The sequence below is a fragment of the Ramlibacter sp. genome, assembly GCF_036676645.1.
Taxonomy (GTDB): domain Bacteria; phylum Pseudomonadota; class Gammaproteobacteria; order Burkholderiales; family Burkholderiaceae_C; genus Ramlibacter.
Window position 1 is genome coordinate 24,720 of sequence record NZ_JAKFCM010000099.1, and the last position, 25,685, is coordinate 50,404.

A 25,685-nucleotide genomic window follows, 5' to 3' on the forward strand; every position below is an offset into this window, starting at 1 on the left:
AACCGTCGACCGCATCGCATGTTCAAGGCGCGGGAGATGGGTCCCGGCTTTCGCCGGGATGACAGGGGCCGGGATGACAGGGGCCGGGATGACATGGGTGGGTGCGCGCAGCGTCATGCGGCCTCCGCCATCGAGACCGCCGATTCCATGTCCACCGCCACGATGCGGGAGACGCCCTGCTCCTGCATGGTGACCCCGATCAGCTGCTCGGCCATCTCCATCGCGATCTTGTTGTGGCTGATGAACAGGAACTGCGTCTCCTTGCTCATGTGGGTGACCAGCTTGGCGTAACGCTCGGTGTTGGCGTCGTCCAGCGGCGCGTCCACCTCGTCCAGCAGGCAGAACGGCGCCGGGTTGAGCTGGAAGATCGCGAACACCAGCGCGATGGCGGTCAGCGCCTTCTCGCCGCCCGAGAGCAGGTGGATCGTCTGGTTCTTCTTGCCGGGCGGCTGCGCCATCACCTGCACGCCGGAATCGAGGATCTCCTCGCCGGTCATCACCAGCTTCGCGTTGCCGCCGCCGAACAACTCCGGGAACATGCGGCCGAAATGCTCGTTGACGGTGTTGAAGGTACCGGCCAGCAGCTCGCGCGTCTCGCCGTCGATCTTGCGGATGGCGTCTTCCAGCGTGGTGATCGCCTCGTTCAGGTCGGCCGACTGCGCGTCCAGGAACTGCTTGCGCTCGCGCGCCGTGGTCAGCTCCTCCAGGGCGGCCAGGTTGACGGCCCCGAGGCTGGTCACTTCGCGGTGCAGCCGGTCGATCTCCCCCTGCAGGCCGCTGAGCCGGACGTTGCCGTCCTCGATCGACCGGGCCACCGCTTCCAGGTCCGCGGTGGCCTCGGCCAGGAACTGGCTGTACTGCTCCAGCCCGAGGCGGGCCGCCTGCTCCTTGAGCTGCAGGTCGGTGATGCGCTGGCGCAGCGGGTCCAGCTCGCGCTCCAGCTTCAGCCGGCGCTCGTCGCTGGCGCGCAGCTTGGCGGTCAGGTCGTCGTACTCGCTTCGCCTGGCCCCCAGCGCCTGCTCGCGCTCGGCCTTCAGCGACAACGCGCTTTGCAGGCCGGCCTGGGCGGCGGCGTCGGTCAGGCGCTCCAGTTCGGCCCGGGCGCGGGCCTCTTCGTCGGCGATGCCCGCTGCCTGCTGGGATGCGGTCTCGATGGCCCGCTGCAACTCGGCGCGGCGCGCCTCCAGCGAGCGCTGCGCGAACTGCGCCTCCTGCGCCTGCCGCTCCAGGCTGCGCTGCTGCTCGCGCGCCTGCGCCAGCTTGCGCTCGGCCTCGATCACGCGTTCGTCCAGCTGGGCATGGCGCTCCTGGCTGTCGGCCAGCTGCATGTCCAGTTCCTCGAACTTCCCTTCGGCGGTGACGCGGCGCTCCTGCAGTTCCTCCAGCAGCGCATCGACCTCGGCCAGGTCGGCGGCGATCTGCTCGCCGCGGGCGCGGGTCTGCTCGGCCAGCTGGGTCAGCCGCAGGGTCTCGACCTGCAGTTCGTGGGCACGGTCCCGGGTTTCCTGCGCCTCGCGACGGGCCGATACCAGCCGCTGCGACGCATCGGTGTACGCGGCCTCGGCGCGCACCAGTGCGGAGCGCGACTCCTCGGTGATCAGCGCCTGGGCGCGCAACTGCTTGCCCAGGTTCTCGATTTCCTGCTGCCGGGCCAGCAGGCCGGCGCGCTCGGAGTCCTGGGCGTAGAAGCTGACGCTGTGCGGGCCGACGCAGTGGCCGGTGCTGACGTACACCACCTCGCCGGGCTTGAGCTTGTCGCGTGCGGCCAGCGCCTCCTCGAAGCTGGCGGCGGTGTAGCAGCCGTGCAGCCAGTCGGCCAGCAGCGCCTTCTGGCCGGCGTCGCCCAGGCGCAGCAGGTCCGACAGGCGCGGCAGCTCGCCTGCGGCTTCGGGCGCAGCGGCCTGCGGCGGACTGTAGAAGGCCAGCTTGGCCGGCGGAGCGTCGTCCGCGAAGGACCGCACCATCTCCAGCCGCGACACCTCCAGCGAGGACAGGCGCTCGCGCAACACGGCCTCCAGCGCGTTTTCCCAGCCCTGCTCGACGTGGATCCGGCTCCACAGCGCCTGCAGGCCATCGAGTCCGTGCCGGGCCAGCCACGGCTTGAGCTTGTCGTCGGTCCGGACCTTTTCCTGCAGTGCCTTGAGGGCCTCCAGCCGGGCCGACAGGTCGGCCTGCTTGTGCGTTTCGGCGTTCACGGCCTGCTGCCGCGCACGGCGGTCCTCGTCCAGCTGCGGCACCTGTTCCTGCAGTTCGTGCAGGCGGGCGTCGGCCGTCTCGGCCGCTTCCTGCGCCGTCGCCAGTTGCGACTGCAGGTTGGCCAGGCGCTGCTCGTCGGGCGCGGCCAGGGCGCTGCGGTCCGCCACCAGCCGCTCGCGCCGCTGGTTCAACTGGCGGCTCTGCTCCTCGATGTTGCGCTGGTCGGCGGCCAGCACCTGGATCTGCTGCTGCACCTGAGCGACCGAGGCGCGCTGCTCCCCCGACCGGGCCTGGGCCGCGCGCAGCGCCTCTTCCAGCTCCGGCAGCGCCATCGACTGCTCTTCCAGCTGGGCGGCCAGCAGCGTGGCCTTCTCCTCGGCATCCACCGCCTGCGCGGCCAGGGTTTCGATCTCCGCGGCGGCATCGTCACGGCGCGCCGCCCACTGCACCGTCTGCTCCTTGAGCTGCTGCAGGCGCTGCTCCACGCGTTGGCGGCCTTCCACGACGAAGCGGATCTCGGCTTCCAGCCGGCCCACTTCCGCGCTGGCCTCGTACAGCTGCCCCTGCGCCTGGTTGACCTGGTCGCCGGCCGCGTAGTGCGCCTGCCGGATCGTCTCCAGCTCGCTCTCGACGTGGCGCAGGTCGGCGACGCGCGACTCGAGGTCGTTCACCGCCTTGTCGGCGTCGGCCTTGATGCGGGCCTGGTCGGCCTCGCTTTCCGCCCGCCGCAGGAACCACAGCTGCTGCTGCTTGAGGGCCACGTCGGCCTGCAGCGCGTTGTACCGCTGGGCCACCTCGGCCTGCTTTTCCAGCTTGTCGAGGTTGGCGTTCAGCTCGCGCAGGATGTCCTCGACGCGGGTGAGGTTCTCGCGCGTGTCCGACAGCCGGTTCTCGGTTTCGCGACGGCGCTCCTTGTACTTGGACACGCCGGCGGCCTCCTCGAGGAACAGCCGCAGCTCCTCCGGCTTGGACTCGATGATGCGGCTGATGGTGCCCTGGCCGATGATGGCGTAGGCGCGCGGCCCCAGGCCGGTGCCCAGGAACACGTCCTGCACGTCGCGCCGGCGCACCGGCTGGTTGTTGATGTAGTAGCTGCTGGTGCCGTCGCGCGTCAGCACGCGCTTGACGGCGATCTCGGCGAACTGGCTCCACTGGCCGCCGGCGCGGTGGTCGGCGTTGTCGAACACCAGTTCCACCGACGAACGCGAGGCCGGCTTGCGGCTGGTGGTGCCGTTGAAGATCACGTCCTGCATGGACTCGCCGCGCAGCTCGGAGGCGCGCGACTCGCCCAGCACCCAGCGCACCGCGTCCATGATGTTGGACTTGCCGCAGCCGTTGGGCCCCACCACCCCGACCAGCTGGCCGGGCAACATGAAGTTGGTGGGTTCGGCGAAGGACTTGAAGCCGGAAAGCTTGATGGAACTGAGACGCACGCGAGCTACCTGTCTTGGAACACTTTCGCCGGTGGCCCACCGCCGCCAGGGCCACCATCGCGGACGGGGAATGTTAACTGAGCGGTTCGCACCCTGGCCCACGCGCGGGCACCGCACAGGCGCAACGGCTGGTAACGCGCCCACCCGCCCGCCGCCAGGGCGGACCCGCGGTGCGCGACCCGATAATCGCCCCCCATGAACCCCCTCCTGGCCCGCCTGCAGCCCTACCCGTTCGAGCGGCTGCGGCAGTTGTTCGCGGGCGTGACCCCCAACCCGGCGTATCGGCCGATCAGCCTGGGCATCGGCGAGCCCAGGCACCCGACGCCGGCCTTCATCAAGCGGGCGCTCGAAGCGGCCCTCGAAACCCCCGGCACCGACCTGGCCGGCTACCCGCCCACCGTCGGCACGCCCGCCCTGCGGGAAGCCTTCACCGGCTGGCTGCAGCGCCGCTACGGGCTGGACCTGGACCCGGCCACCCAGGTGCTGCCGGTCAACGGCTCGCGCGAGGCGCTGTTCGCGTTCGCCCAGGCGGTGGTCGATCCGACCCGCGATGCGGTGGTGGTCTGCCCCAATCCCTTCTACCAGATCTACGAGGGCGCCACCCTGCTCGCCGGGGCGCAGCCGTACTACGCGCCGAGCGACCCGGCGCGCAACTTCGCGGTCGACTGGGACAGCGTGCCGGCCGAGGCCTGGACCCGCACCCAGCTGGTCTACGTCTGCTCGCCGGGCAACCCCACGGGGGCCGTGATGCCGCTGGCCGAGTGGCGCAAGCTGTTCGAGCTGTCCGACCGGCACGGCTTCGTGATCGCTTCCGACGAGTGCTACAGCGAGATCTGGTTCCGCGACGAGCCGCCGCTGGGCGCCCTGGAAGCCGCCGCCCAGCTGGGACGCACGGGCTTTCCCCGGCTGGTGGCCTTCACCAGCCTGTCCAAGCGCAGCAACGTGCCCGGCCTGCGCAGCGGCTTCGTCGCCGGCGACGCGCAGCTGCTCAAGGCCTTCGCCCTGTACCGCACCTACCACGGTAGCGCGATGGCGCCGCCGGTGCAGGCCGCCAGCATCGCCGCCTGGGGCGACGAGCAGCACGTGGCCGACAACCGCGCCGAGTACCGGCGCAAGTTCGAGCAGGTCACCCCGGTGCTGGCGCCGGTGCTGGACGTGCGCCTGCCGGACGCCGCCTTCTACCTGTGGGCCGGCGTGCCCGGCGGCGACGACACCGGCTTCGCCCGCGAGCTGCTGGCTCAATACAATGTGACGGTCTTGCCGGGCAGCTTCCTTGCCCGCGAGAGCGGCGGCCACAATCCCGGCGCCGGCCGCGTGCGCATGGCCCTGGTGGCGCAAGGCGCCGAGTGCCTGGAAGCGGCGCACCGCATCGTCCAATTCGTCCAGAAGAACTTTTCCCCGACATGACCCAACACCTGCAGCAGACCATCGACACCGCCTGGGACAACCGCGCCAGCCTCTCGCCCCAGGGTGCGCCCAGGGAAGTGACCGAGGCGGTCGAGCACGTGATCGCCGAGTTGAACCACGGGCGCCTGCGCGTGGCCACGCGCCAGGGCGTGGGCCAGTGGACCGTGCACCAGTGGATCAAGAAGGCGGTGCTGCTGTCGTTCCGCCTGAAGGACAACGCACTGATGAAGGCCGGCGAGCTGGCCTTCTTCGACAAGGTGCCCACCAAGTTCGCCCACCTGTCGCCCGAAGAGATGGCCGCCACCGGCGTGCGGGTGGTGCCGCCGGCCGTGGCTCGACGCGGCAGCTACATCGCCCGGGGCGCGGTGCTGATGCCCAGCTACGTGAACATCGGCGCCTACGTCGACGAGGGCACCATGGTGGACACCTGGGCCACGGTGGGCTCCTGCGCGCAGGTCGGCAAGAATGTCCACCTGTCCGGCGGCGTCGGCCTGGGCGGCGTGCTGGAGCCGCTGCAGGCCAACCCGACCATCATCGAGGACAACTGCTTCATCGGCGCCCGCTCCGAGATCGTGGAAGGCGTGATCGTCGAGGAGAACTCGGTGGTCTCCATGGGGGTGTACATCGGCCAGAGCACCCCGATCTACGACCGCGCCACCGGCGAGGTCAGCTACGGCCGGGTGCCGGCCGGCTCGGTGGTGATCTCCGGCAGCCTGCCCAAGGACGGCGGCAAGTACAGCCTGTACGCGGCCATCATCGTCAAGCGCGTCGACGCCCAGACCCGGGCCAAGACCTCGCTGAACGACCTGCTCCGGCCCTAGTCCCTGGCCCCTGGTCCCCTGCGAGCGGAGCGAGCCCGATGAGCACGATGGAGCGGATCCTGCGCCTGATGGGCGACAAGAAGGCGTCGGACGTCTACCTGTCGGCGCACGCGCCGGCGCTGATCAAGATCAACGGCCAGTGCGTGCCGATCAACAACCAGCTGCTGCCGGCCGACGCACCCAGGGCGCTGCTGGCCGAGGTGCTGCCGGCCAAGCGCATGACCGAGCTGGAAGAGACCGGTGAGCTGAACATGGCGCACGCGATCGAGGGCGTGGGCAACTTCCGCTTCTCCGCCATGCGCCAGCGCGGCACCTACGCCGCGGTGATCCGCTTCATCACCACCGAGATCCCGCCGCTGGAGTCGCTCAACGTGCCCATGATCCTGGGCGACCTGATCATGGAAAAGCGCGGACTGCTGCTGATGGTGGGCTCCACCGGCGCCGGCAAGAGCACCACGCTCGCAGCCATGATGGACTACCGCAACGAGAGGGCGTCCGGCCACATCCTGACGATCGAGGATCCGGTCGAATTCCTGTTCAGGAACAAGAAGTCGGTGGTCAACCAGCGCGAAGTGGGAACCGACACCGCCTCGATGGCGGTCGCCCTCAAGAACGCGCTGCGGCAGGCGCCGGACGTCATCCTGGTGGGCGAGATCCGCGACCGCGAAACCATGTCGGCCGCTGTCGCCTATGCGCAATCCGGCCACCTGTGCCTGGCCACCATGCACGCCAACAACAGCTACCAGGCACTCAACCGCATCCTGTCGTTCTACCCGGTGGAAGTGCGGCCCACCATGCTGGGCGACCTGGCCGCGGCGCTCAAGGCGATCGTGTCGCAACGCCTGCTGCGCACGGTACACGGCGGCCGCGCGCCGGCGGTGGAGGTCATGCTCAACACCAAGCTGGTGTCCGAACTGATCGAGAAGGGCGACTTCTCCGGCGTGAAGGAAGCCATGGAGAAGTCCATGGCCGAAGGCTCGCAGACCTTCGAGCAGGCCATCGCCCAGCTGATCGTCGACGGCGTGGTGGACAGGAAAGAAGGCATCGCCAACGCCGACTCGCCCACCAACCTGCAGTGGCGCCTGCAGAACGACTTCGGCGCCGGGGCCGGCGCGGCCCGGCCGGAGGAAGGCGCCAGCGAGGAAGACCTGGCCGACGAGCCGTCGTTCACGGAGATCACGCTGGACGTCAAGCACTAAGGTGAAAACCCTCTACCTTGCCGAGCAGCTGATCTCGCGCCGCTCCGTCACGCCCGACGACGGCGGCTGCCAGCAACTCATTCGCGAGCGCCTCGCGCCGCTGGGCTTCGACTGCGAAACCATCACCAGCGGCCCGGCGGACTTCCGCGTCACCAACCTCTGGGCCAAGCTCGCTTCGGGCGAGCCGGGCGCGCCCACCCTGGTCTTTGCCGGCCACACCGATGTCGTGCCCACCGGCCCGCTGGAGCAGTGGAGCACCGACCCGTTCATGCCGGCCCACCGCGACGGCAAGCTGTACGGCCGCGGCGCCGCCGACATGAAGACCTCCCTTGCGGCCTTCGTGGTGGCCGTCGAGGAATTCCTGGCCGCCCACCCCGAGCCGGCGCTCTCGCTGGCCTTCCTGATCACCAGCGACGAGGAAGGCCCGGCCGTCGACGGCACGGTCGTGGTCTGTGAGCAGCTCAAGGCGCGCGGCGAGAAGCTGGACTGGTGCATCGTGGGCGAACCCAGCTCGGTGGAGCGCCTGGGCGACATGATCAAGAACGGCCGCCGCGGCAGCCTGTCGGGCCGGCTCACGGTGCTCGGGGTGCAAGGCCACATCGCCTACCCGCAACTGGCGAGGAACCCGATCCACCTGGCGCTGCCGGCCCTCGCCGAGCTGGCCGCGATCGAGTGGGACCGCGGCAACGACTTCTTCCCGCCCACCAGCTTCCAGGCCAGCAACATCCAGGCGGGCACCGGTGCGACCAACGTGATCCCGGGCACCCTGGCGGTGGATTTCAACTTCCGCTACTGCACCGAATCGACGCCCGACGGGCTGAGGCAGCGCGTGCACGAGGTGCTGGACCGGCACGCACTGGACTACCGGATCGACTGGACCCTGGGCGGCCTGCCCTTCCTGACCCGGCCGGCCGAACTGGTGGGCGCCATGCAGCAGGCGATCCGCGAGGTGGCCGGCATCGAGACCGAGCTGTCCACCACCGGCGGCACCAGCGACGGCCGCTTCATCTCGCGGATCTGCCCGCAGGTGGTGGAGTTCGGCCCGGTCAACCGCATGATCCACAAGATCGACGAGCACATCCCGGTCGACCAGATCGAGCCGCTGAAGGACATCTACCGGCGCACGATCGAGCTGCTGGCGAGTGCCTGTCCCCCCGGCGAAAGCCGGCGCCGACCTGGCTGAGTGCACACGGCCGCGCGGACTCGAACGACAGGCGATGGATTGCGGCTCGAGGCCGCGATGACATGGCGGTTGTCGGCGCCGACGCCGGGCTACCGGGCGGCTGCGTCCGGCCGCAGCAGGGACTTGTAGACGCCGCAGCCCACGTACAGCTCGCCCAGCTTGACCACGAAGGACATCTTGGGCTGCACCAGCCGGGTGACCGGGTTCACGATGTCGTACTCCACCCAGCCGGGCGCCTGCTCGGCCTGCCGCACGATGGCCGCCAGCAGCGCGTTGCCGTCCACGCCACGAATGTCCTGCACGCGGGTGCCGACCTTGTCCGGGTTGCCGCCGAAGGCCAGGTAGGTGCCCTGCGCGTCCAGCGCGAAGACGTACATGTCGCGGTCGAAGAAGCCGTTGCGTGGATCGGTCAGGGCGCGCAGGTAGTCCTGGCGCGGCATCCGCTCGAACGCCTGCTTGGCCCGCGCGACCAACTGGAAGGCTTCGCTCGCCGTGCCCTGCATCAGGGTGAAGTGGGCCACCGCGCGCGACAGGCTGCGGGCCCGCTCGCGCAGGGCGACCGCCTGGCTGGCGGCCTCTTCCACCATCGCGTTGTTGCTCTGGGTGATCGCGTCCAGGTGCCGCACCGCCCTGGAAATCTCCCCCAGCCCGACGCCCTGTTCGGCGCTGGCGCTGGAGATCTGCGTGACCTGCTCGGCCATGCCGCGCACCGCGGCGACGATCGAGGCGATCTCGCCGCCGGCCGAACGGATGCGCTTGACGCCGTCATCGACGTGGCTGGCCGAGGTCTCGACCAGCTCGCGGATCTGCCGCGCCTCCTGCGCGCAGCGCTGCGCCAGTTGCCGCACCTCCGATGCGACCACGGCAAAGCCGCGCCCCCGCTCGCCCGCCCGGGCCGCCTCCACCGCGGCGTTGAGGGCCAGCACGTTGGTCTGGAAGGCGACGTGGTCGATGATGGCCACCAGTTCACGCACGCGCTGCGTGTCGTTCTGGATGGCGCCCACCGAGCCCACCGCTTCATCCATGGAGGCGGAGCCCCCCTCCGCGGCCGCGCGCACCCGTCCTGCCTCGGCATCGGCCCGCTGGGCGGCGCGTGCGTTCTGCTGCACGGTCGATTCGAGCTGCTCCACGCTGGCGGCAGTCTCCTCCAGGTTGGCCGCCTGCTGCTCGGTGCGGGCCGCGAGGTCGCGGTGGCCGCGCGCCAGCGTGTGCCCCGCCTGCTCGACCAGTGCGGCGCTGGTGCGCACGTCCGCGACGATGGCCGACAGGCCGGTGGCCAGTCGCGACAGGCCCTGTGCGATCTCGGCCAGGTCGCGCCCGGTCTGCACCTGCCCGACGCCATCGAGCCGGCCCTGCTCGATGTCCCGCATGAAACGCAGCAGGCCCGCCACGCTATCGGCAAAGGTGCGATGGAACGACCAGCACAGGTACGGCAGGGCCACGCCGGCGGCCACGCACAGCCCGAGCGCCGCCCAGGCGCCACTGGCGGCCAGCGCCGGAAGCGCAGCCACGTACGGCAGGATGGCCACGGCGGCCAGCAAGGCCAGCTTGGCGCGTAGCGGGAACCTGCGCGCCAGGGCGGAACCGGGGTCCAGCGACAGCCGCACCGGCGTGCGCGCCGGGGCATCGGGGGGATGGATCGCGTAGGCACTCATGGGCCGCTCCTGTACTGCAGGGGTCACGGCGCCGCCTGCCAGGGCAGGATAAGCACAGCCGTGGAACTCGGCAATCCGTGCAACTCGCCCCGCCTGCCGACCGGGGTTCTGCTCCGGATAATCGGAGCATGACCCTGCTCGAACTCGTGGCGGACTGCGCCCGCCGCCTGCAGCAAGCCGACGTCGCCTTCGGCCATGGGACCGCCAACGCCTTCGACGAGGCCGCCTGGCTGGTCCTGTGGAAGCTGGGCCTGCCGCTGGACGGCCTGGACGACCACGAGCGGGATGAAGTCGACGCCGAGCGCGGCGAGCAGGCGCAGGCCCTGGTCGAGGAGCGCATCGCCAGCCGCAAGCCGGCGGCCTACCTGACGCGCGAAGCCTGGCTGCAGGGCGTGCCCTTCTACGTGGACGAGCGCGCCATCGTGCCGCGCAGCTTCATCGCCGAGCTGCTGGCCGAAGGCACCATCGACCCGTGGCTGGGCGAGCACACGCGCCGGGTGCTGGACCTGTGCACCGGCAACGGCAGCCTGGCGGTGCTGGCGGCGATGGCCTGGCCCGAAGTGCAGGTCGATGCCGCCGACCTGTCGCCGGACGCGCTGGCGGTGGCCGACATCAACGTGCGCAAGCACGGCCTGCGGGACCGCATCCGCTTGCTGCGGTCCGACGGCCTGTCCGCGCTGACCGGACCCTACGACCTGGTCCTGTGCAACCCGCCCTACGTCAACAGCGCCAGCATGGCGGCCCTGCCCGCCGAATACCGCGCCGAGCCGCTGCTGGCACTGGCCGGCGGCGCCGACGGCATGGACTTCATCCGCACCCTGCTGCAGGACGCACCCTCGCGCATGGGCGAAGCCGCCGTGCTGGTGCTGGAGATCGGCAATGAGCGCGAACACTTCGAGCGCGCCTTCCCGCGCCTGGAGGCGGTCTGGCTGGACACCAGCGCCGGCGCCGACCAGGTGCTGCTGCTCACCCGGCAGGCGCTGGTGCGACAATGACGGCCTGGGCGCCAGGCGCCCGATCATGACCTGCGGGGGCGCGTCGGCGCCCTCGCCCATTTCCGGACCCACATTCGATGATCACGCTGCGCAACCTGACCCTGCGCCGCGGCGCCAAGGTGCTGCTGGACCAGGTATCGGTCACGCTCAACCCCGGCGAAAAGGTGGCCCTGGTCGGGCGCAACGGCGCCGGCAAGTCCAGCCTGTTCGCCCTGTTCACCGGCGCCCTGCACGAGGATGCCGGCGAGTTCTCGATGCCGGCGCACTGGCAGCTGTCCCAGGTCGCGCAGCACATGCCGGAGACGGGCGAGAGCGCGACCGATTTCGTGTTGGGCGGCGACACCCGGCTGATGGCGTTGCGCGCGGCGCTGGTGCAGGCCGAAGCGGCCGGCGACGGCATGCAGATCGCGCAGGCGCATTCCGACCTGGCCGACGCCGGCGAGCACGATGCGGTGCCGCGCGCGCAATCGCTGATCCTGGGCCTGGGCTTCAAGGTGCACGAGCTCTCGCAGCCGGTGAACAGCTTCTCCGGCGGCTGGCGCATGCGCCTGCAGCTGGCCCGCGCGCTGATGGCGCCGTCCGACCTGCTGCTGCTGGACGAGCCGACCAACCACCTGGACCTGGACGCGCTGGTCTGGCTGGAGTCCTGGCTGCAGCGCTACCCCGGCACGCTGATCGTGATCAGCCACGACCGCGAATTCCTCGACGCAGTGGCCGGCGTCACGCTGCACATCGACCACCAGAAGCTGACCCGCTATGGCGGCAACTACAGCGCGTTCGAGACCTTGCGGGCCCAGCAGCTGGAGCAGCAGCAGTCCGCCTTCGCGCGCCAGCAGGAAAAGATCGCCCACCTGCAGAAGTTCATCGACCGCTTCAAGGCCAAGGCGACCAAGGCGAAGCAGGCGCAAAGCCGGGTCAAGGCGCTGGAGCGCATGGAGAAGATCGCGCCGGTGCTGGCCGAAGCCGAGTTCAGCTTCGAGTTCAAGGAGCCGGCCAACCTGCCCAACCCGATGCTGGCGATCTCGGATGCGGTGCTGGGGTACGGCGACAAGGTCGTCCTGCGCGGCGTCAACCGCTCGGTGCTCGCCGGCCAGCGCATCGGCATCCTGGGCGCCAATGGCCAGGGCAAGTCGACGCTGGTGAAAACCATCGCGCGGGAGATCCCCTCGCTGGGCGGCACGATCACCGAAGGCAAGGGCCTGCACATCGGCTACTTCGCCCAGCAGGAGCTGGACGTGCTGTCCCCCGACAGCAACCCGCTGGAGCACATGGTGCGGCTGGCGCGCGACGTGGGTCCGCCGGCGCGCGAGCAGGAACTGCGCAACTTCCTGGGCAGCTTCAACTTCAGCGGCGACATGGTGGCGCAGGCGGTCGGCACCATGAGCGGCGGCGAGAAGGCGCGGCTGGTGCTGGCCATGATCGTGTGGCAGCGCCCCAACCTGCTGCTGCTGGACGAGCCGACCAACCACCTGGACCTGGCCACGCGCGAGGCGCTGGCGGTCGCGCTCAACGAGTTCGAGGGCACCGTGCTGCTGGTCAGCCACGACCGCGCCCTGCTGCGCTCGGTCTGCGACGAGTTCTGGCTGGTCGGCGCAGGCCGCGTTGCGCCGTTCGACGGCGACCTGGACGACTACCAGCGCTACCTGCTGGACGAGGCCAGGCGCCTGCGCGAGGCCGCCCGGGTGGAGGCGGCGCCCGCTCCCACGCCTGCGGCCACCCCGCGGCCCGCTCCCGCCGGAAAGCCGCAGGAGCAGCGACGCATCGATGCCGCTGCCCGCCAGCAACTCGCGGTCCGCACCCGCCCCCTGAAGAAGGAGCTGGCCGAGGCGGAACACCGGATGAGCCGTTTGCAGGCCGAGATCCGGTCGCTGGAGTCGCGCATGGCCACGCTGCTCGCTCCCGCGGAGATCGCCGAATCCGGCAAGCGCCTCAAGCAGGCCGTGGCGGCGCTGGAAGCGGCCGAGGAGCGCTGGCTGTCCTTGTCGGGCGAGATCGAGGCCATCGAATCCGCCGGCTGAACGGAGCCGATCGGTGTCCCTGGCACCCGGCCGGCCGGCCGGCTCAGGTCGTGGCCGACAACCGGCGCTGGCTGGCCATGCGGTCCAGCACCCAACCCGCCGCGCACTGCCCGAACGTGGCCGTGACCGCCACCACGGAGCCGTAGCCGTGGCAATTGAGCGAACCGTCGCCGGCGATGTCGCAGGACGGATCGGGCGGCGCCACCGCCTCGCGGCTGAACACGCAGGGGACGCCGATGCGGCGGCCCTCGCGCGGCGCGCCATGGAACTTGCGCAGCCGGTAGCGCACCTGCGCGAGCAGGGGGTCGTGGGTGACCTGTGAAAGGTCGTCGACATCCACCTTGTGCGCCAGGCGCTTGCCGCCGGCAGCACCGCAGGCGATGAACGGCACCCCGGACTGCAGCGCCCACGTGGCCAGCGCCACCTTGGCCTTGACTTCATCGCACGCGTCGATCAGCGCATCGACCGGGCGCGGCAGCAGCCCGGGCCAGTTGCCGGCTTCGGCGAAGTCCTCGACGCAGTGCACCCGGCAGCCGGGATGGATCTGCGCGATACGCTCGCGCATCGCCAGCACCTTGGCCTGCCCGATCGTGGCGTCCAGTGCGTGCACCTGCCGATTGATGTTGGACTCGGCCACGTGGTCCAGGTCCACCAGCACCAGCGAGCCGATGCCGCTGCGCGCCAGCGCTTCGGCGGCCCAGGACCCCACGCCGCCGATGCCGACCACGGCCACGCAGGCCTTCCGCAGGGCCGCGGCGCCCTGCACGCCATAGAGGCGCTCCAGTCCCGAGAAGCGGCGGTCGAGGTCGGCCGTCCCGGGGTCGAGCGCGTGCTGCATCAGCGCAGGCGGGCGAGCCGCTCGCGCGCGGCCACCGCCGCCTCCGATTGCGGATAGGCCTTGACCAGGTCGTCGAGCGTGCGGCGCGCGCCGGCGTTGTCCTTCAGCTCGATCTGGCAGTTGGCGATGGACAGCACCGCTTCCGGCGCCCGCGCATGGTCGGGCGCCTGCTGCAGCAGCGCGCGGAAGTTGCCCAGCGCGCCGCGGTAGTCGCGGTTGGCGTACTGCGCGTTGCCCAGCCAGAACAGCGCCGAGGGGCGGTAGCTGCTCTGCGGATAGCGCTTGAGGAACTCGGCGAAGGCCGCCTGCGCCGCCGGGAAGTCGGCCTTGCGGAAGATGGCGAGGGCGGCGTCGAAGTCACGCTGCTCGTTCGGGTCGGCCATGAACTCGCGGCCGTCGACGCTGACCTTGTTCGGCTCGATCTTGCGCAGGCGCTCTTCCACGGCGGCGGCAACGTCCTTCTGGCTGCGCTGCATGTCGGCGATGTCGCGCGTGAGCTGTTCGTCCTGGCCGCGCATCCGCGCCACTTCGTTCTTCAGCGCGTCGATCTGGGCCTGCAGGTCCAGCAGGCTGCGGCGCAGCTGCGCGTTCTCCTCGGTGGCGCGCTGCAGGTCCTGGGCCTGGCGCTCGCCGGCCTGGCGCTGCGCGTCCAGGCGCTGGCGAAGCTCCAGGATGGCGCGGCGCGCCTCGTCGTCCTCGAACAGCGCGGCGTGGCCGGCCAGCGGCGCCAGCAGCACGCCGGCGGCCAGCACGCGTGCGAGCAGCGACATCCACCACGCCGGGGCGGAGCGGTACGTCGTCGCGGATTCCCGCGGAACCGGCCTTCGCGACGGCACGGGCGCGAATGACAGGGCTTGCATCATCGGTAGCTGATCTCGACCCGGCGGTTCTGCGACCAGGCGGATTCATCGCTGCCGGGCACCGCGGGCTTTTCCTTGCCGAAGCTCACCGCTTCCATCTGGTTGTCGTTGACGCCCAGCAGGCCCAGCGCGCGCCGCACGGCTTCGGCGCGGCGCTGGCCGAGCGCCAGGTTGTACTCGCGGCCGCCGCGCTCGTCGGTGTGGCCCTCCAGGGCCACGCGGCGCTGCGGGTTGGCGCGCAGGAAGCGGGCATGCGCCTCGACCAGCGGCTGCGCCTCGGGCTTGATCGCGTAGCTGTCGTAGTCGAAGAAGATGATGCGCTGCACGTTGGCCGGGCCGGCCTTGTTGGCACTCGCGGGGTCCGCATCGACCGGCGCGACCTGGCTTTGCGTGGCCGGACCGGTGCTGCCGCCGGCGCCCGGCGCGACCACGGCGGGCTGCCGGTCTTCCACCGGGACGTCATTGAGCTTGACGCCGGAACTGCAGGCGGCGAGCGAGGCGGCCAGCAACAGGCCGATGAGGGTGCGAAGAGTCATCAAGTTGTCCTCCAGATCGAAGTGTTCGGGTGTTCAGCGCTGGAACGGGCCCCAGTCGGGCTCGCGGATGTCGCCGCCCTGGCCTGCCAGCCGAGCCTTGATCTTGCCATCCAGCGTGGTGGTCATGAGGGCTTCGCGGCCATTCTGGCGCGTGGCGTAGACGATCAGGCGGCTGTTGGGGGCGAAGCTGGGGCTCTCGTCCGCCGTGCTGTCGGTGATGGCCACGCCATTGCCGCTGGGGAGTTCCATCACGTGCAGCTTGAACTGCCCCTGGACGCGCGAGACGTAGGCGAGCCACCGGCCGTCGGGGCTGACGGATGGCGAAATGTTGTAACTGCCGGTAAACGTGACCCGCTGGGGCGAGCCGCCGGTCACCGGCATGCGATAGACCTGCGGCGCTCCGCCGCGGTCGCTGACGAAATAGATGCTGCGGCCATCGGGCGCGTAGACCGGCTCGGTGTCGATGCCGGCCGACTGCGTCAGGCGGCGCGGCTCGCCGCCGCCGGCGTCGATCGTGTACAGCTGCGAGCCGCCTTCACGGCTCAGGGTGACGGCGAGCGTGCGGCCGTCGGGCGCCCATGCCGGCGCACTGTTGGAGCCGCGGAAGTTGGCCAGCAGCCGGCGCCGGCCGGTGGCGACTTCGTGCACGTAGACCACCGGCTTGCGCGACTCGAAGGAGACGTAGGCGAGCTGCGCGCCGTTGGACGACCAGGCCGGCGAGATGATGGGCTCCGGGCTGGCCAGCGCCGACTGGGCGTTCTCGCCGTCGGCATCGGCCACCCACAGGTTGTAGCGCGGCCCGCCCTTGGTGACGTAGGCGATGCGCGTGGAGAAGATGCCGCGCTCGCCGGTCAGCTTCTCGTAGATGAAGTCCGCGATGCGGTGCGCCGCCAGGCGCAGGTCGCCCTGCGTGACGGCGTAGCTCTGGCCGCCCAGGTCCTGCCCGCGCACCACGTCCCAGAGCCGGAAACGCACGTCGTGGCGGCCGTCGGCCAGCCGGGTCACGCTGCCCGCGACCAGCGAATCGGAGCCGGCCTGCCGCCAGGGCGTGACGTCGGGGCGGCTGGTCTCGTCCATCACCAGGTTGACCGGCGGCTCGATCGCGCGGAACTGGCCGCTGCGCTCGAGGTCGGCGCGGATGATGGCCGAGATCTTTTCGGGGCTGCCGGCCTCGCCGCGGAAAGGAACGATGGCAAAGGGCAGTTGCGTCAGGCCGACGCCGGTCACTTCGACCCGGAACTGGGCCCAGGACGGCACGGCGGCGGTGACGCCGAGCGCCGCGATCACCTGCCGGCGCCGCCAACAGTCACGAACCATCTTCCACTCTCCTTGTGTTTGCCGAGGAACCCATGAGGTTCGGGCGTTGCGCCGGAGTTCCCTGCCCTATCCCCCGCTGCAGCAGCCACAGCTTCAGGTAACGGTACCAGGTGCCCTCGGCATTGGACACCGCCAGCGCGAACCCGAGCTTCCCGTCCAGGAAGCCGCGGCGCAGGAAGTACGTGCGCAGGAAGGTCCACAGCGCATGGCCCAGCGCCTTGCCCAGCGACCCCCGCACGCCCTGGTCGTGCAGCGCCTGCGCACCCGCGCTGGAGTAGCGATCCATCTTGTCGATCACGGACTCCAGCGTGGGCATGCTCTCGTGCAGCAGGTCGCCATCCAGCCGCCCCACCGAGCCGTCGACCCGCACCCGTTCGTGGACCAGGTCGCCGGAAAAACGGCCCCGGTCCCGGCGGAACAGGCGCACCACGCGATCCGGGTACCAGCCCGAGTGCTTCATGTACTGGCCGCAATAGCTGGAGCGGCGCCCGATGCTGTACGCGTCGTGCATCCCGTCCTGCATGGCGGCGACGATGGAGCGCTGCAGCGGCGGCGTGATCTCCTCGTCCGCGTCGAGCGACAGCACCCAGTCCCCCGTGGCCAGGTCCAGCGCGCGATTCTTCTGCGGGCCGAAGCCGGGCCAGTCGCCGGTGACCACGACGCGCGCGCCCAGCCCGCGCGCCAGTTCCGCGGTGCCGTCGATGCTGCCCGAGTCGACCACGACCAGCTCATCCGCGAATCGCGCCGAGCGCAGGCAGCGGCCGATGTTGCCGGCTTCGTTGCGGGTGATGACGATGACGGAAAGGGATGGCATGCGCGGGGGCGCGGAAGGGCCGGCCGGCCGGGAGGCCACGGCATAATCGCCCGCTGTTCCAAAAGATTATTGCACCCATGGACAGACTCCCGGCCGTGGTGGTCGTCGGCGGCGCCGGCTACATCGGGTCGCACATGGTCCGCATGCTCGCCGACCAGGGCTATCGCCCGGTCGTGGTGGACAACCTCGCCACCGGCCATGCCGACGCGGTCGGCGGCGCCGAACTGCACCTGGGCCAGCTGGGCGACCGCGCTTTCATGGGCGCCGTCCTGCGCAGCGCGCAGCCGCGCTGCGTGATGCACTTCGCCGCCTCCAGCCTGGTGGGCGAATCGATGTCGCAGCCGGGCAAGTACTGGCGCAACAACCTGGTGCAGACGCTGGACCTGCTGGACACGATGCTGGAGCACGGCGTGCGCCAGTTCATCTTCTCGTCCACCGCAGCCACCTACGGCAACCCGGTGGAAGTGCCGATTCCCGAGCACCACCCGACCCGCCCGATCAATCCCTACGGCCACAGCAAGCTGGCGGTGGAGCATGCGCTGCAGGACTACGGCCAGGCGCATGGCCTGCGCTCGATCTCGCTGCGCTACTTCAATGCCGCCGGCGCGCACCCGGACGGCAGCCTTGGCGAGCGGCACGAACCCGAGACGCACCTGATCCCGCTGGTGCTGCAGGTCGCCTCCGGCCGCCGGGCCTTCGTCTCGCGCTTCGGCTCGGACCATGCCACGCCCGACGGCTCCTGCCTGCGCGACTACATCCACGTGCAGGACCTGTGCGCCGCCCACCTCGCCGCGCTGCGCCGGCTCGACGCCGGCGCGCCCACCGGCGTCTACAACCTGGGCACCGGCCGGGGCCATTCCGTCAACGAAGTGGTCGAAGCGGCGCGCCGCGTCACGGGCCACCCGATCCCGGTGCGCGACGACCCCCCGCGCGCCGGCGACCCGCCGGTGCTGGTGGCGGATGCCGCGAAGGCCAGGGCCGAGCTCGGCTGGACGCCACAGTACGAAGACCTGGACACCATCATTGCCGACGCCTGGCAATGGGAGCGCAAGCTGCAGGCGCAGCGGGCAGCGTGACGGGAATCGATCTCGCCGCCGTGCGCTGGCTGGCGCCGTACTTCGGCGGCGTCAGCAGGCGCTTCTGGGCGATCGCGGCGCTGGCCACCGTGGTGTCCTCCGCGCTCGAGCCGCTGGTGCCGGCGCTGATCAAGCCGCTGCTGGACCGGGGGTTCCAGCCCGGCGGCATCGCGATCTGGATGGTGCCGGCCACCCTGCTGCTGCTGTTCGCCGTGCGCGGCGCCGCCGGCTTCATCGCCGACCTGGCGCTGGCGCGCATCGCGCAGGACGGACTGCTCGCCCTGCGCAAGGCCATGTTCGACCGGTTGCTGGACGCACGCCTGTCGCTGTTCTCGCAGCAGAACGCCACCACGCTGTCCAACACCGTGGTGTTCGAGGTGCAGAACGGGGCGATGCTGCTGGTCAACTCGGTGATGGGGCTGGTCAAGGACAGCCTGGCGCTGCTCGCGCTGCTGGTGTACCTGCTGTACCTGAACTGGCAGCTCACGCTGATCGTGTTCCTGATCGTGCCGGGAGTGGCCCTGATCATGCGCACGCTGTCGCGGCGGCTGTTCCGCATCGCGCGCAGCGCCCAGACCGCCACCAACGACCTGGCCTACGTGGTCGAGGAAAACGCGCTGGCGGTGCGCGTGGTGCGCCTGCACGGGGCGCAGCAGGCGCAGGCCAGCCGCTTCGCCGGGCTCAGCGCCGGCTTGCGCCGGCTGGCCATGAAGTCGGCCGTGGCGTCGGCCGCGATCACGCCGCTGACCCACATGCTGGCGGCTGCGGCGCTGTCGGCGGTGATCTCGATCGCGCTGTGGCAGTCGCGCGACGGCCTGACCATTGGCACCTTCGCCTCCTTCATCACCGCCATGCTGATGCTGATCGCGCCGATCAAGCGGCTGTCGGAAGCGGCCAGCCCGATCGCGCGCGGACTGGCGGGCGTGCAGCGCGCCATCGACCTGATCGAGCACACCCCCGCCGAATCCGGCGGCACGCACGCGCCCGGCCGCGCGCTCGGGCGCATCGAATTGCGCGACGTCACGGTCCGCTACCGCGGCGACGCCGCGCCCGCGCTGGACCGCATCAGCCTGGTGCTGGAGCCCGGCCGGACCGTGGCGCTGGTGGGGCCTTCCGGCTCGGGCAAGACCACCCTGGCCAACCTGCTGCCGCGCTTCGTGGTGCCCGACGGCGGCGCGGTGCTGCTGGACGGCGAGGACGTGGCGCACTGGCAGCTGCAGGCGCTGCGCGACCAGTTCGCACTGGTCAGCCAGGACGTGGTGATGTTCAACGGCAGCCTGGCCAGCAACATCACCATGGACGCGCCGGTCGATCCACGGCGGCTGCAGCGCTGCGTGGAAGGCGCCAACCTCGCCGAGCTGGTCGACTCCCTGCCGCAAGGACTGGACACCGTCACCGGCCACAACGCCACCGAGCTGTCGGGCGGCCAGCGCCAGCGGCTGGCCATTGCCCGCGCGCTGTACAAGGATGCGCCCATCCTGATCCTGGACGAAGCCACCTCGGCGCTGGATGCAGCCTCCGAGCGCCTGGTGCAGGAGGCGCTGCAGCGGTTGATGGCCGGGCGCACCACCGTCGTCATCGCCCACCGGCTCTCCACCATCGAGCACGCCGACCAGGTCGTGGTGCTGGAGCAGGGACGCGTAGCCGAAACCGGTACGCACCTGGAGCTGCTGGCGCGCGGCGGACTGTACGCGCACCTGCATGCGCTGCAGCAGGGAGCCGGGTGAGCGGGCCGCCATGAACAGCATCCTGGTCGTCGCGACGCGCCAGATCGGCGACGTGCTGCTGACCACCCCGCTGATCCGCGCCGCCCGCACCCGCTGGCCGCGGGCGTGCATCGACGTGATCGGCTTCGCCGGCACGCTGGGGATGCTGCGCGGCAACCCCGACCTGAACCAGCTGATCGAGACGCCCGCCAGGCTGGGTCTGGCCGGATTCGCCCGGCTGGCAGGCCGCCTCTGGCGCCGCTACGACCTGGCGCTGGTCACCCAGGCATCGGACCGCGCGCACCTGATCGCCTGCCTCGCCGCCCGCGAGCGCAGCGGCCTGCTGCCCCCGCGGCACGCCAGCAACTGGTGGAAGCGCCTGCTGCTGGGCCATGCAGTCGTCAGCCAGGGCGACCTCGCCAGCGAGCACGTGGTGGACGAGAAGCTGCGCCTGCTGGCGCCCTGGACAGCCAGCGGCAGCGGCCCGGTGAAGGTGATACCGCCGCCGGCCACTCCCCTGCCGGACGACATCGAGCGGCTGCTGCGCCCGGACGCAGTGGTGATCCACGCCCCTTCGATGTGGCCGTACAAGCAATGGGCACCGGAGAAATTCGCGGAGCTGGCCCGTGCCCTGCTGGCACGCGGCCATCAGGTGGTGCTGACCGGCAGCGGCGGCGCGCGCGACCAGGCATGCATCGCGCCCTTGCGCGAACTGGCGCCCCCGCCGCACCTGCTGGACGTGTCGGGCCGGCTCGACTTCAACCAGCTGGCCGGCCTGCTGGCCCGCGCGGCGCTGTACATCGGCCCCGACACCTCCGTGTCGCACCTCGCGGCCGCGACCGGCGTGCCGACCCTGGCCGTCTTCGGCCCCACCAATCCGCAGCGCTGGGCGCCCTGGCCGGCCACGGCGTCCGAGGCGCCCGTGCAGTTCCTGCGCCGGGCCCCGGTCCAGTCGCAAGGCAACGTCACCCTGATCCAGGCCGAGCTGCCCTGCGTGCCCTGCGGTCGGGCCGGCTGCGAGAACCACCTGCAGAGCCGCAGCGATTGCCTGCTGGCGATCACCTCCGGGCAGGTGCTGGCGCAGGCGCTGCGGCTGCTCACCGGAAGCCGCAGGAGCAACGGGTAGACTACCGGGCGCGCAATCACCCGTTTTCCATGTCTTCGAGCCCGCACGCGCGAGCCGATTCCGGCTTCCCGCCGTTCGCCGCAGATCCTCCCAGCCTCCCCGACCGCCTGTTCCTGGCCTTGCCGGCCCTGGCCGTCGGCGGCTACTTCGTGCTGCGCGGCTGGCTCAACGCCCTCCTGGTCGTGGCGGGCATCGTGGCCCTGGTCCACTGTGTCAGGCACCCGCAGGCCGTGCGGTCCCTGCTGCGCCAGGCCGACGTGCGCTGGATGCTGCTCGCGCTGGCATCGCCCCTGGTCGCGGTGCTGATCGTGGCCGCGAGCCACCAGGAGCTGGTGCCGCGGTACTTCGATGGCCCGGTGCGGATGCTCCTGGCCTTCGCGGTCCTCCTGTACCTGGCGAGCCGGCGCCTCGATGCCGCACCCGTGCTGGCGCTGGCCGTCCCGGTGGCGGTGCTGTCCTGCGCGGCCATGATCTTCCTCGTGCCGGCCTCCCGGCAATACTTCTGGGACGTGGACCGGTTCGCCACCTACTTCATCGATCCGCTGTTCCTGTCGCAGCACATCATGATCGCGGGGTTCCTGTGCCTCTACTCCCTCCATGCGTGGGGGCGGGATCCGCTCGCACTGCAGTGGCTGAAGCTGGTGGCCCTGGGCGCGGCCCTGGCCATCTCGGTGGGCACCGAATCGCGCACCGGCTGGGTCATGGCCCCGGTGCTGCTGGTCCTGTGGCTGGTGGGAATGCGCCATCGCGGGTCCGCCCGCAGCATGGCCGGGGCGATTGCGGTCGTGGCGCTCGCCTGCCTTGCCGTCTACCTGGCCTCGGACACGGTCCGGATCCGGATCGATGAGATCGGCAGGGACATCCGCAGCTACCTGGACGGCAGCTCGCGGGACAGCTCGGTCGGACTGAGGATTTCCCTGTTCCGTGCCAACTGGGCTCTCTTCCTGCAGCATCCGTGGACCGGCTGGGGTTACGAGAGCCTGCCCGACCTGAAGACGGTGGCGGCGGTCGCCCCCTTCTACACGCCGCTCCTCGATCATTATTTCGTCCAGAGCGGCGGCCACAACGAGTTCCTGCAGGCCATGATGAGGATGGGCGTGGTGGGACTGGCCTCCCGCCTGCTCCTGTTCCTGGTGCCGCTCTGGATCTTCGCGCGTGCCGCCCATTCGGCCGACCGCGGGCGCCGCATCAACGGCTACTTCGGACTGGTGGTGGTCATCGGCTACCTCACGGCCAGCGCGAGCACCGAGGTGATCAACCTGATCCATGCCGCCTCGTTCTACGCGCTGCTGGTGGCGGTGTTCGCGGCCGGTGCCATCCGCCGGGATGACCCATGAGCACACCGACCGTGGCCGTCACCTTCGCCTGCTACAACCAGGTCGGTTACACGCGCCAGTGCGTCGACAGCCTGGTGCGCACCGGCTTCGACCTGAAGCGGCTGGTGGTGATCGACAACGGATCCACCGACGGCACGCGCGACTACCTGGCCGGCCTGCCGCTGGGCGCGCTCGTGCTCAACAGACAGAACCTGGGCTGCGGCGTCGCCTGGAACCAGGGCGCGCTGGCGCTGCAGGCCGACTGGACCGTGGTGATGAACAACGACGTCGTGGTCACGCCGGGCTGGCTCGACGGCCTGCTGGAGGCGGCCGGGCGCGAGGACCTGAAGGTGGTCTCGCCGGCCCTCATCGAGGGCGCGCTCGACTATGACCTGGAAGCGTTTGTCGCCGGCACCGGTGCCCGCATGCGCAGCGCGGTGCGCCATGGCGCCCGGCACGCCGTCTGCATGGCCATCCACCGCTGCGTGTGGGACCAGGTGGGCTACTTCCGCGCCACGCCCAGGCTCTGGGGCTACGAGGACACCCTGTTCTTCCACGAGCTGGCTCTGGCCGGCATCCGCACCGGCGTGGTCGGCTCGTCCTGGCTGCACCACTTCGGCTCCATCACGCTCACCGCGCTCAAACGCGAGCGCGGCCTGTCGCAGAAGCAGGGGCTCAGCGCGCGCGACAGCTACAAGCTGCTGGGGCAGTCCTTCCTCGGGCGCAAGCTGGCGAAGGTGCGGCGCAGGAAACAGGAGGCCGCCTGGCGCGAGCAGGAACTGGCACGCTTCGGCGCCACGCTGCACGGCGAGCGGGTGGACGGGGAGTTCCGCTGGCGCTAGCCGCGGGTGGCCCACCCACGGTCACAGCAGCACGATGTCGTACTGCTCCTGCCCCATGCTGCTCTCGCTCTGCAGCGAGATCGGCTTGCCGATGAAGTCCGACAGGCCCGCCAGGTGCTGGCTTTCCTCGTCCAGGAACAGCTCCACCACCTTGGGCGAGGCGACGATGCGATATTCGCGCGGGTTGAACTGGCGCGCTTCCCGGAGGATCTCGCGCAGGATGTCGTAGGCGACGGTGCGCGCGGTGCGCACCTGGCCGGCGCCCTGGCACGACAGGCAGGGCTCGCACAGCATGTGCGCCAGCGACTCGCGGGTGCGCTTGCGCGTCATCTCCACCAGGCCCAGCTGCGAGAAGCCGCCCGACATGGTCTTGACCCGGTCGCGCGCGAGCTGCTTGCGGAACTCGGCCAGCACGGCGTCGCGATGGTCCTCGCGCTGCATGTCGATGAAGTCGACGATGATGATGCCCCCGAGGTTGCGCAGGCGCAGTTGCCGCGCGATGGCATGCGCGGCCTCCAGGTTGGTCTTGAAGATGGTGTCGTCGAAGTTGCGCGCGCCGACGAAGCCGCCGGTGTTGACGTCCACCGTGGTCAGCGCCTCGGTCTGGTCGACGATCAGGTAGCCGCCCGACTTCAGGTCGACCCGGCGGCCCAGCGCGCGGGTGACTTCCTCGTCGATGTTGAACAGGTCGAAGATCGGCCGCTCGCCCTTGTACAGCTGCAGGCGTTCGGCCGCCTGCGGCATGAACTCGCGGCCGAAGGCCTGCAGCAGCGCGAACTGCTCGCGCGAATCGATGCGGATGGTCTGGGTTTCCTCGGTCACCAGGTCGCGCAGCACGCGTTGCAGCAGGCTCAGGTCCTGGTGCAGCAGCGAGCCGGGCGGTTGCCGGGTGGCGGCCTCGCGGATGCGCGACCAGGTCTTGCGCAGGTAGGCGATGTCGTCCGCCAGCTCGGCATCGCTGGCGTCCTCGCCGTTGGTGCGCAGGATGAAGCCTCCGCCGCCTCCGGTGGCCGGCGTGCCCACCAGTGCCTGCAGGCGGCTGCGCAACGCATCGCGCTGCTCGTGCGGGATCTTCTGCGACACGCCCACGTGTTCGTCCTGCGGCAGGAACACCAGCAGGCGGCCGGCAATGCTGATCTGGGTGGACAGGCGCGCGCCCTTGGTCCCGATCGGGTCCTTGATCACCTGCACCATCAGGGGCTGGCCCTCGAACACCCGCTTCTCGATCGGGACCGGCGGCTGGCCCTGGCGGCCGTTGCCGTGCTCCTCGTGCGGGCGCGAGCCGTGCAGGTCGGCCACGTGCAGGAAGGCGGCGCGCTCCAGGCCGATGTCGATGAAGGCCGACTGCATGCCGGGCAGCACGCGCGCCACCTTGCCCAGGTAGACGTTGCCGACCAGCCCGCGCTCCAGCGTGCGCTCGACGTGCAGTTCCTGCACCGCGCCGCTCTCGACGACGGCGACGCGGGTCTCCTGCGGGGACCAGTTGATCAGGATGTCCTGCTGCATGCGGTGGGGCTAGGGGCTGGGCGGCGGGGTCAGATGGGGTAGCCGAAGGCGCGGAGGAGGACGGCGGTCTCATGCATCGGCAGCCCCATGATGCCGGAGTAGCTGCCGCTGATGCGGGAAATATAAGCGGAGGCCCGGCCCTGGATGGCGTAGGCGCCTGCCTTGCCCATGGGCTCGCCGGTGGCAACGTAGTCGCGGATCCGTCGCGGCGAAAGGGCCGCGAAGGTCACGCGCGAATCACTGAGCGCTTCGCGCACCGTGCGTCCCTGCCGGATGGCCACTGCGGTGAGGACACGATGGGTGCTGCCGGACAGCTCGCGCAGCATGCGGGCGGCATCGGCTTCGTCGGCCGGCTTGCCGTAGATCGTGCGCCCGAGGGCCACCGTGGTGTCGGCGCACAGCACTGGCGCCGCCGGCAGGCCGCGGCGCTGCAGCCGCTGCAGGGCGGCATCGAGCTTGAGGGCGGTGACCCGGCGAACATAGTGCGCCGGCGCCTCGTTCGGCAACACGGCTTCGATCGACTCGGTGTCTTCGTCCGGGTCGGGCAAGAGGAGCTCGTGCGCGACGCCGAGTTGGCCGAGCAACTGGCGGCGGCGCGGGCTCTGGGAGGCGAGGTAGATGAAGGCAGTCACGGCCCGGCTCGGGTCATTGCGGGCTGGATCGGCCATCGATCCCCCGGCGCCGGAGCAACCAGGGAGCGTATGCAGAGGGCGGGTGATGGATCCCGGCTTTCGCCGGGATGACATGAGTGCGCCGGGATGACATGAGTGCGCCGGGATGGCATGAGTGCGCCGGGATGGCATGAGTGCGCCGGGATGACCGGAGCCCGCACGGGACGAAC

The 25,685-nt window shown here is 70.6% G+C and carries 20 protein-coding genes; 11 read left to right on the forward strand and 9 right to left on the reverse strand.

What is annotated here, in order from left to right; genetic code table 11:
- Positions 1–113 precede the first annotated feature (113 nt).
- Entirely contained in the window at positions 114–3,629 is a 3,516-nt protein-coding gene (gene smc, locus V6M57_RS14775) for a chromosome segregation protein SMC (RefSeq protein WP_332815759.1), read from the reverse strand.
- 195 nt (positions 3,630–3,824) lie between these two features.
- On the opposite strand from smc, the gene dapC reads away from it, so the two are divergent.
- Genes dapC through dapE form a run of 4 tightly spaced genes read left to right on the forward strand, consistent with a single transcriptional unit; the run spans position 3,825 to position 8,239 of the window.
- Positions 3,825–5,036, forward strand: coding sequence for a succinyldiaminopimelate transaminase (dapC, locus tag V6M57_RS14780; protein ID WP_332815760.1), 1,212 nt, complete (start codon positions 3,825–3,827; stop codon positions 5,034–5,036).
- Positions 5,033–5,857: a 2,3,4,5-tetrahydropyridine-2,6-dicarboxylate N-succinyltransferase gene (gene dapD, locus V6M57_RS14785; protein WP_332815761.1), complete on the forward strand. Its 825-nt coding sequence runs from the start codon at positions 5,033–5,035 to the stop codon at positions 5,855–5,857. Before dapC ends, dapD begins: the two co-directional genes overlap by 4 nt.
- A gap of 38 nt (positions 5,858–5,895) precedes the next feature.
- Complete coding sequence (locus V6M57_RS14790; protein ID WP_332815762.1) at positions 5,896–7,056, forward strand: PilT/PilU family type 4a pilus ATPase; 1,161 nt, start codon at positions 5,896–5,898, stop codon at positions 7,054–7,056.
- Position 7,057: 1 nt separating this feature from the next.
- A complete protein-coding gene (gene dapE / locus V6M57_RS14795; RefSeq protein WP_332815763.1) occupies positions 7,058–8,239 on the forward strand; it encodes a succinyl-diaminopimelate desuccinylase in 1,182 nt (393 codons plus the stop codon).
- A gap of 89 nt (positions 8,240–8,328) precedes the next feature.
- On the opposite strand, the gene V6M57_RS14800 is transcribed toward dapE, so the two are convergent.
- A complete protein-coding gene (locus V6M57_RS14800) occupies positions 8,329–9,894 on the reverse strand; it encodes a methyl-accepting chemotaxis protein (RefSeq protein WP_332815764.1) in 1,566 nt (521 codons plus the stop codon).
- 128 nt (positions 9,895–10,022) lie between these two features.
- Between V6M57_RS14800 and prmB the strand changes: the two genes are divergently transcribed.
- Together prmB and V6M57_RS14810 are read left to right on the forward strand one after the other, a co-directional pair.
- Positions 10,023–10,889, forward strand: coding sequence for a 50S ribosomal protein L3 N(5)-glutamine methyltransferase (gene prmB, locus V6M57_RS14805; protein WP_332815765.1), 867 nt, complete (start codon positions 10,023–10,025; stop codon positions 10,887–10,889).
- 77 nt (positions 10,890–10,966) lie between these two features.
- Entirely contained in the window at positions 10,967–12,907 is a 1,941-nt protein-coding gene (locus V6M57_RS14810) for an ABC-F family ATP-binding cassette domain-containing protein (RefSeq protein WP_332815766.1), read from the forward strand.
- A 43-nt stretch (positions 12,908–12,950) separates the two neighbouring features.
- On the opposite strand, the gene V6M57_RS14815 is transcribed toward V6M57_RS14810, so the two are convergent.
- From V6M57_RS14815 to V6M57_RS14835, 5 genes are all read right to left on the reverse strand, one after another.
- Complete coding sequence (locus V6M57_RS14815) at positions 12,951–13,745, reverse strand: tRNA threonylcarbamoyladenosine dehydratase (protein WP_332815767.1); 795 nt, start codon at positions 13,743–13,745, stop codon at positions 12,951–12,953.
- Positions 13,745–14,515 (reverse strand): tol-pal system protein YbgF, encoded by a 771-nt coding sequence (gene ybgF, locus V6M57_RS14820; RefSeq protein WP_332815768.1) that lies wholly within the window; start codon positions 14,513–14,515, stop codon positions 13,745–13,747. The genes V6M57_RS14815 and ybgF overlap by 1 nt, the downstream gene beginning before the upstream one ends.
- Before the next feature lie 89 nt (positions 14,516–14,604).
- Positions 14,605–15,141: a peptidoglycan-associated lipoprotein Pal gene (gene pal / locus V6M57_RS14825; RefSeq protein ID WP_332815769.1), complete on the reverse strand. Its 537-nt coding sequence runs from the start codon at positions 15,139–15,141 to the stop codon at positions 14,605–14,607.
- 33 nt (positions 15,142–15,174) lie between these two features.
- Entirely contained in the window at positions 15,175–16,458 is a 1,284-nt protein-coding gene (gene tolB / locus V6M57_RS14830; protein ID WP_332815770.1) for a Tol-Pal system beta propeller repeat protein TolB, read from the reverse strand.
- Positions 16,448–17,272, reverse strand: coding sequence for a glycosyltransferase family 2 protein (locus V6M57_RS14835; protein WP_332815771.1), 825 nt, complete (start codon positions 17,270–17,272; stop codon positions 16,448–16,450). The genes tolB and V6M57_RS14835 overlap by 11 nt, the downstream gene beginning before the upstream one ends.
- 77 nt (positions 17,273–17,349) lie before the next feature.
- Between V6M57_RS14835 and galE the strand changes: the two genes are divergently transcribed.
- From galE to V6M57_RS14860, 5 genes are read left to right on the forward strand one after another with little or no spacing between them, the layout of a single operon-like run.
- Positions 17,350–18,348 carry a UDP-glucose 4-epimerase GalE gene (galE, locus tag V6M57_RS14840; RefSeq protein WP_332815772.1) on the forward strand — a complete coding sequence of 333 codons (999 nt, stop codon included), beginning with the start codon at positions 17,350–17,352 and terminating at the stop codon, positions 18,346–18,348.
- Positions 18,312–20,075 (forward strand): lipid A export permease/ATP-binding protein MsbA, encoded by a 1,764-nt coding sequence (gene msbA / locus V6M57_RS14845; protein ID WP_442968833.1) that lies wholly within the window; start codon positions 18,312–18,314, stop codon positions 20,073–20,075. The genes galE and msbA overlap by 37 nt, the downstream gene beginning before the upstream one ends.
- A 10-nt stretch (positions 20,076–20,085) precedes the next feature.
- Positions 20,086–21,180 (forward strand): glycosyltransferase family 9 protein, encoded by a 1,095-nt coding sequence (locus tag V6M57_RS14850; RefSeq protein WP_332815774.1) that lies wholly within the window; start codon positions 20,086–20,088, stop codon positions 21,178–21,180.
- Positions 21,181–21,209: 29 nt separating this feature from the next.
- Entirely contained in the window at positions 21,210–22,517 is a 1,308-nt protein-coding gene (locus tag V6M57_RS14855) for an O-antigen ligase family protein (RefSeq protein WP_332815775.1), read from the forward strand.
- A complete protein-coding gene (locus V6M57_RS14860; RefSeq protein ID WP_332815776.1) occupies positions 22,514–23,338 on the forward strand; it encodes a glycosyltransferase family 2 protein in 825 nt (274 codons plus the stop codon). Before V6M57_RS14855 ends, V6M57_RS14860 begins: the two co-directional genes overlap by 4 nt.
- A 21-nt stretch (positions 23,339–23,359) precedes the next feature.
- Here the strand turns inward: V6M57_RS14860 and rng are convergent, their stop codons facing one another.
- Both rng and V6M57_RS14870 read right to left on the reverse strand, forming a co-directional pair.
- Complete coding sequence (gene rng, locus V6M57_RS14865) at positions 23,360–24,844, reverse strand: ribonuclease G (RefSeq protein WP_332815777.1); 1,485 nt, start codon at positions 24,842–24,844, stop codon at positions 23,360–23,362.
- A 29-nt stretch (positions 24,845–24,873) separates the two neighbouring features.
- Positions 24,874–25,476: a Maf family protein gene (locus tag V6M57_RS14870; RefSeq protein ID WP_332815778.1), complete on the reverse strand. Its 603-nt coding sequence runs from the start codon at positions 25,474–25,476 to the stop codon at positions 24,874–24,876.
- Positions 25,477–25,685 lie beyond the last annotated feature (209 nt).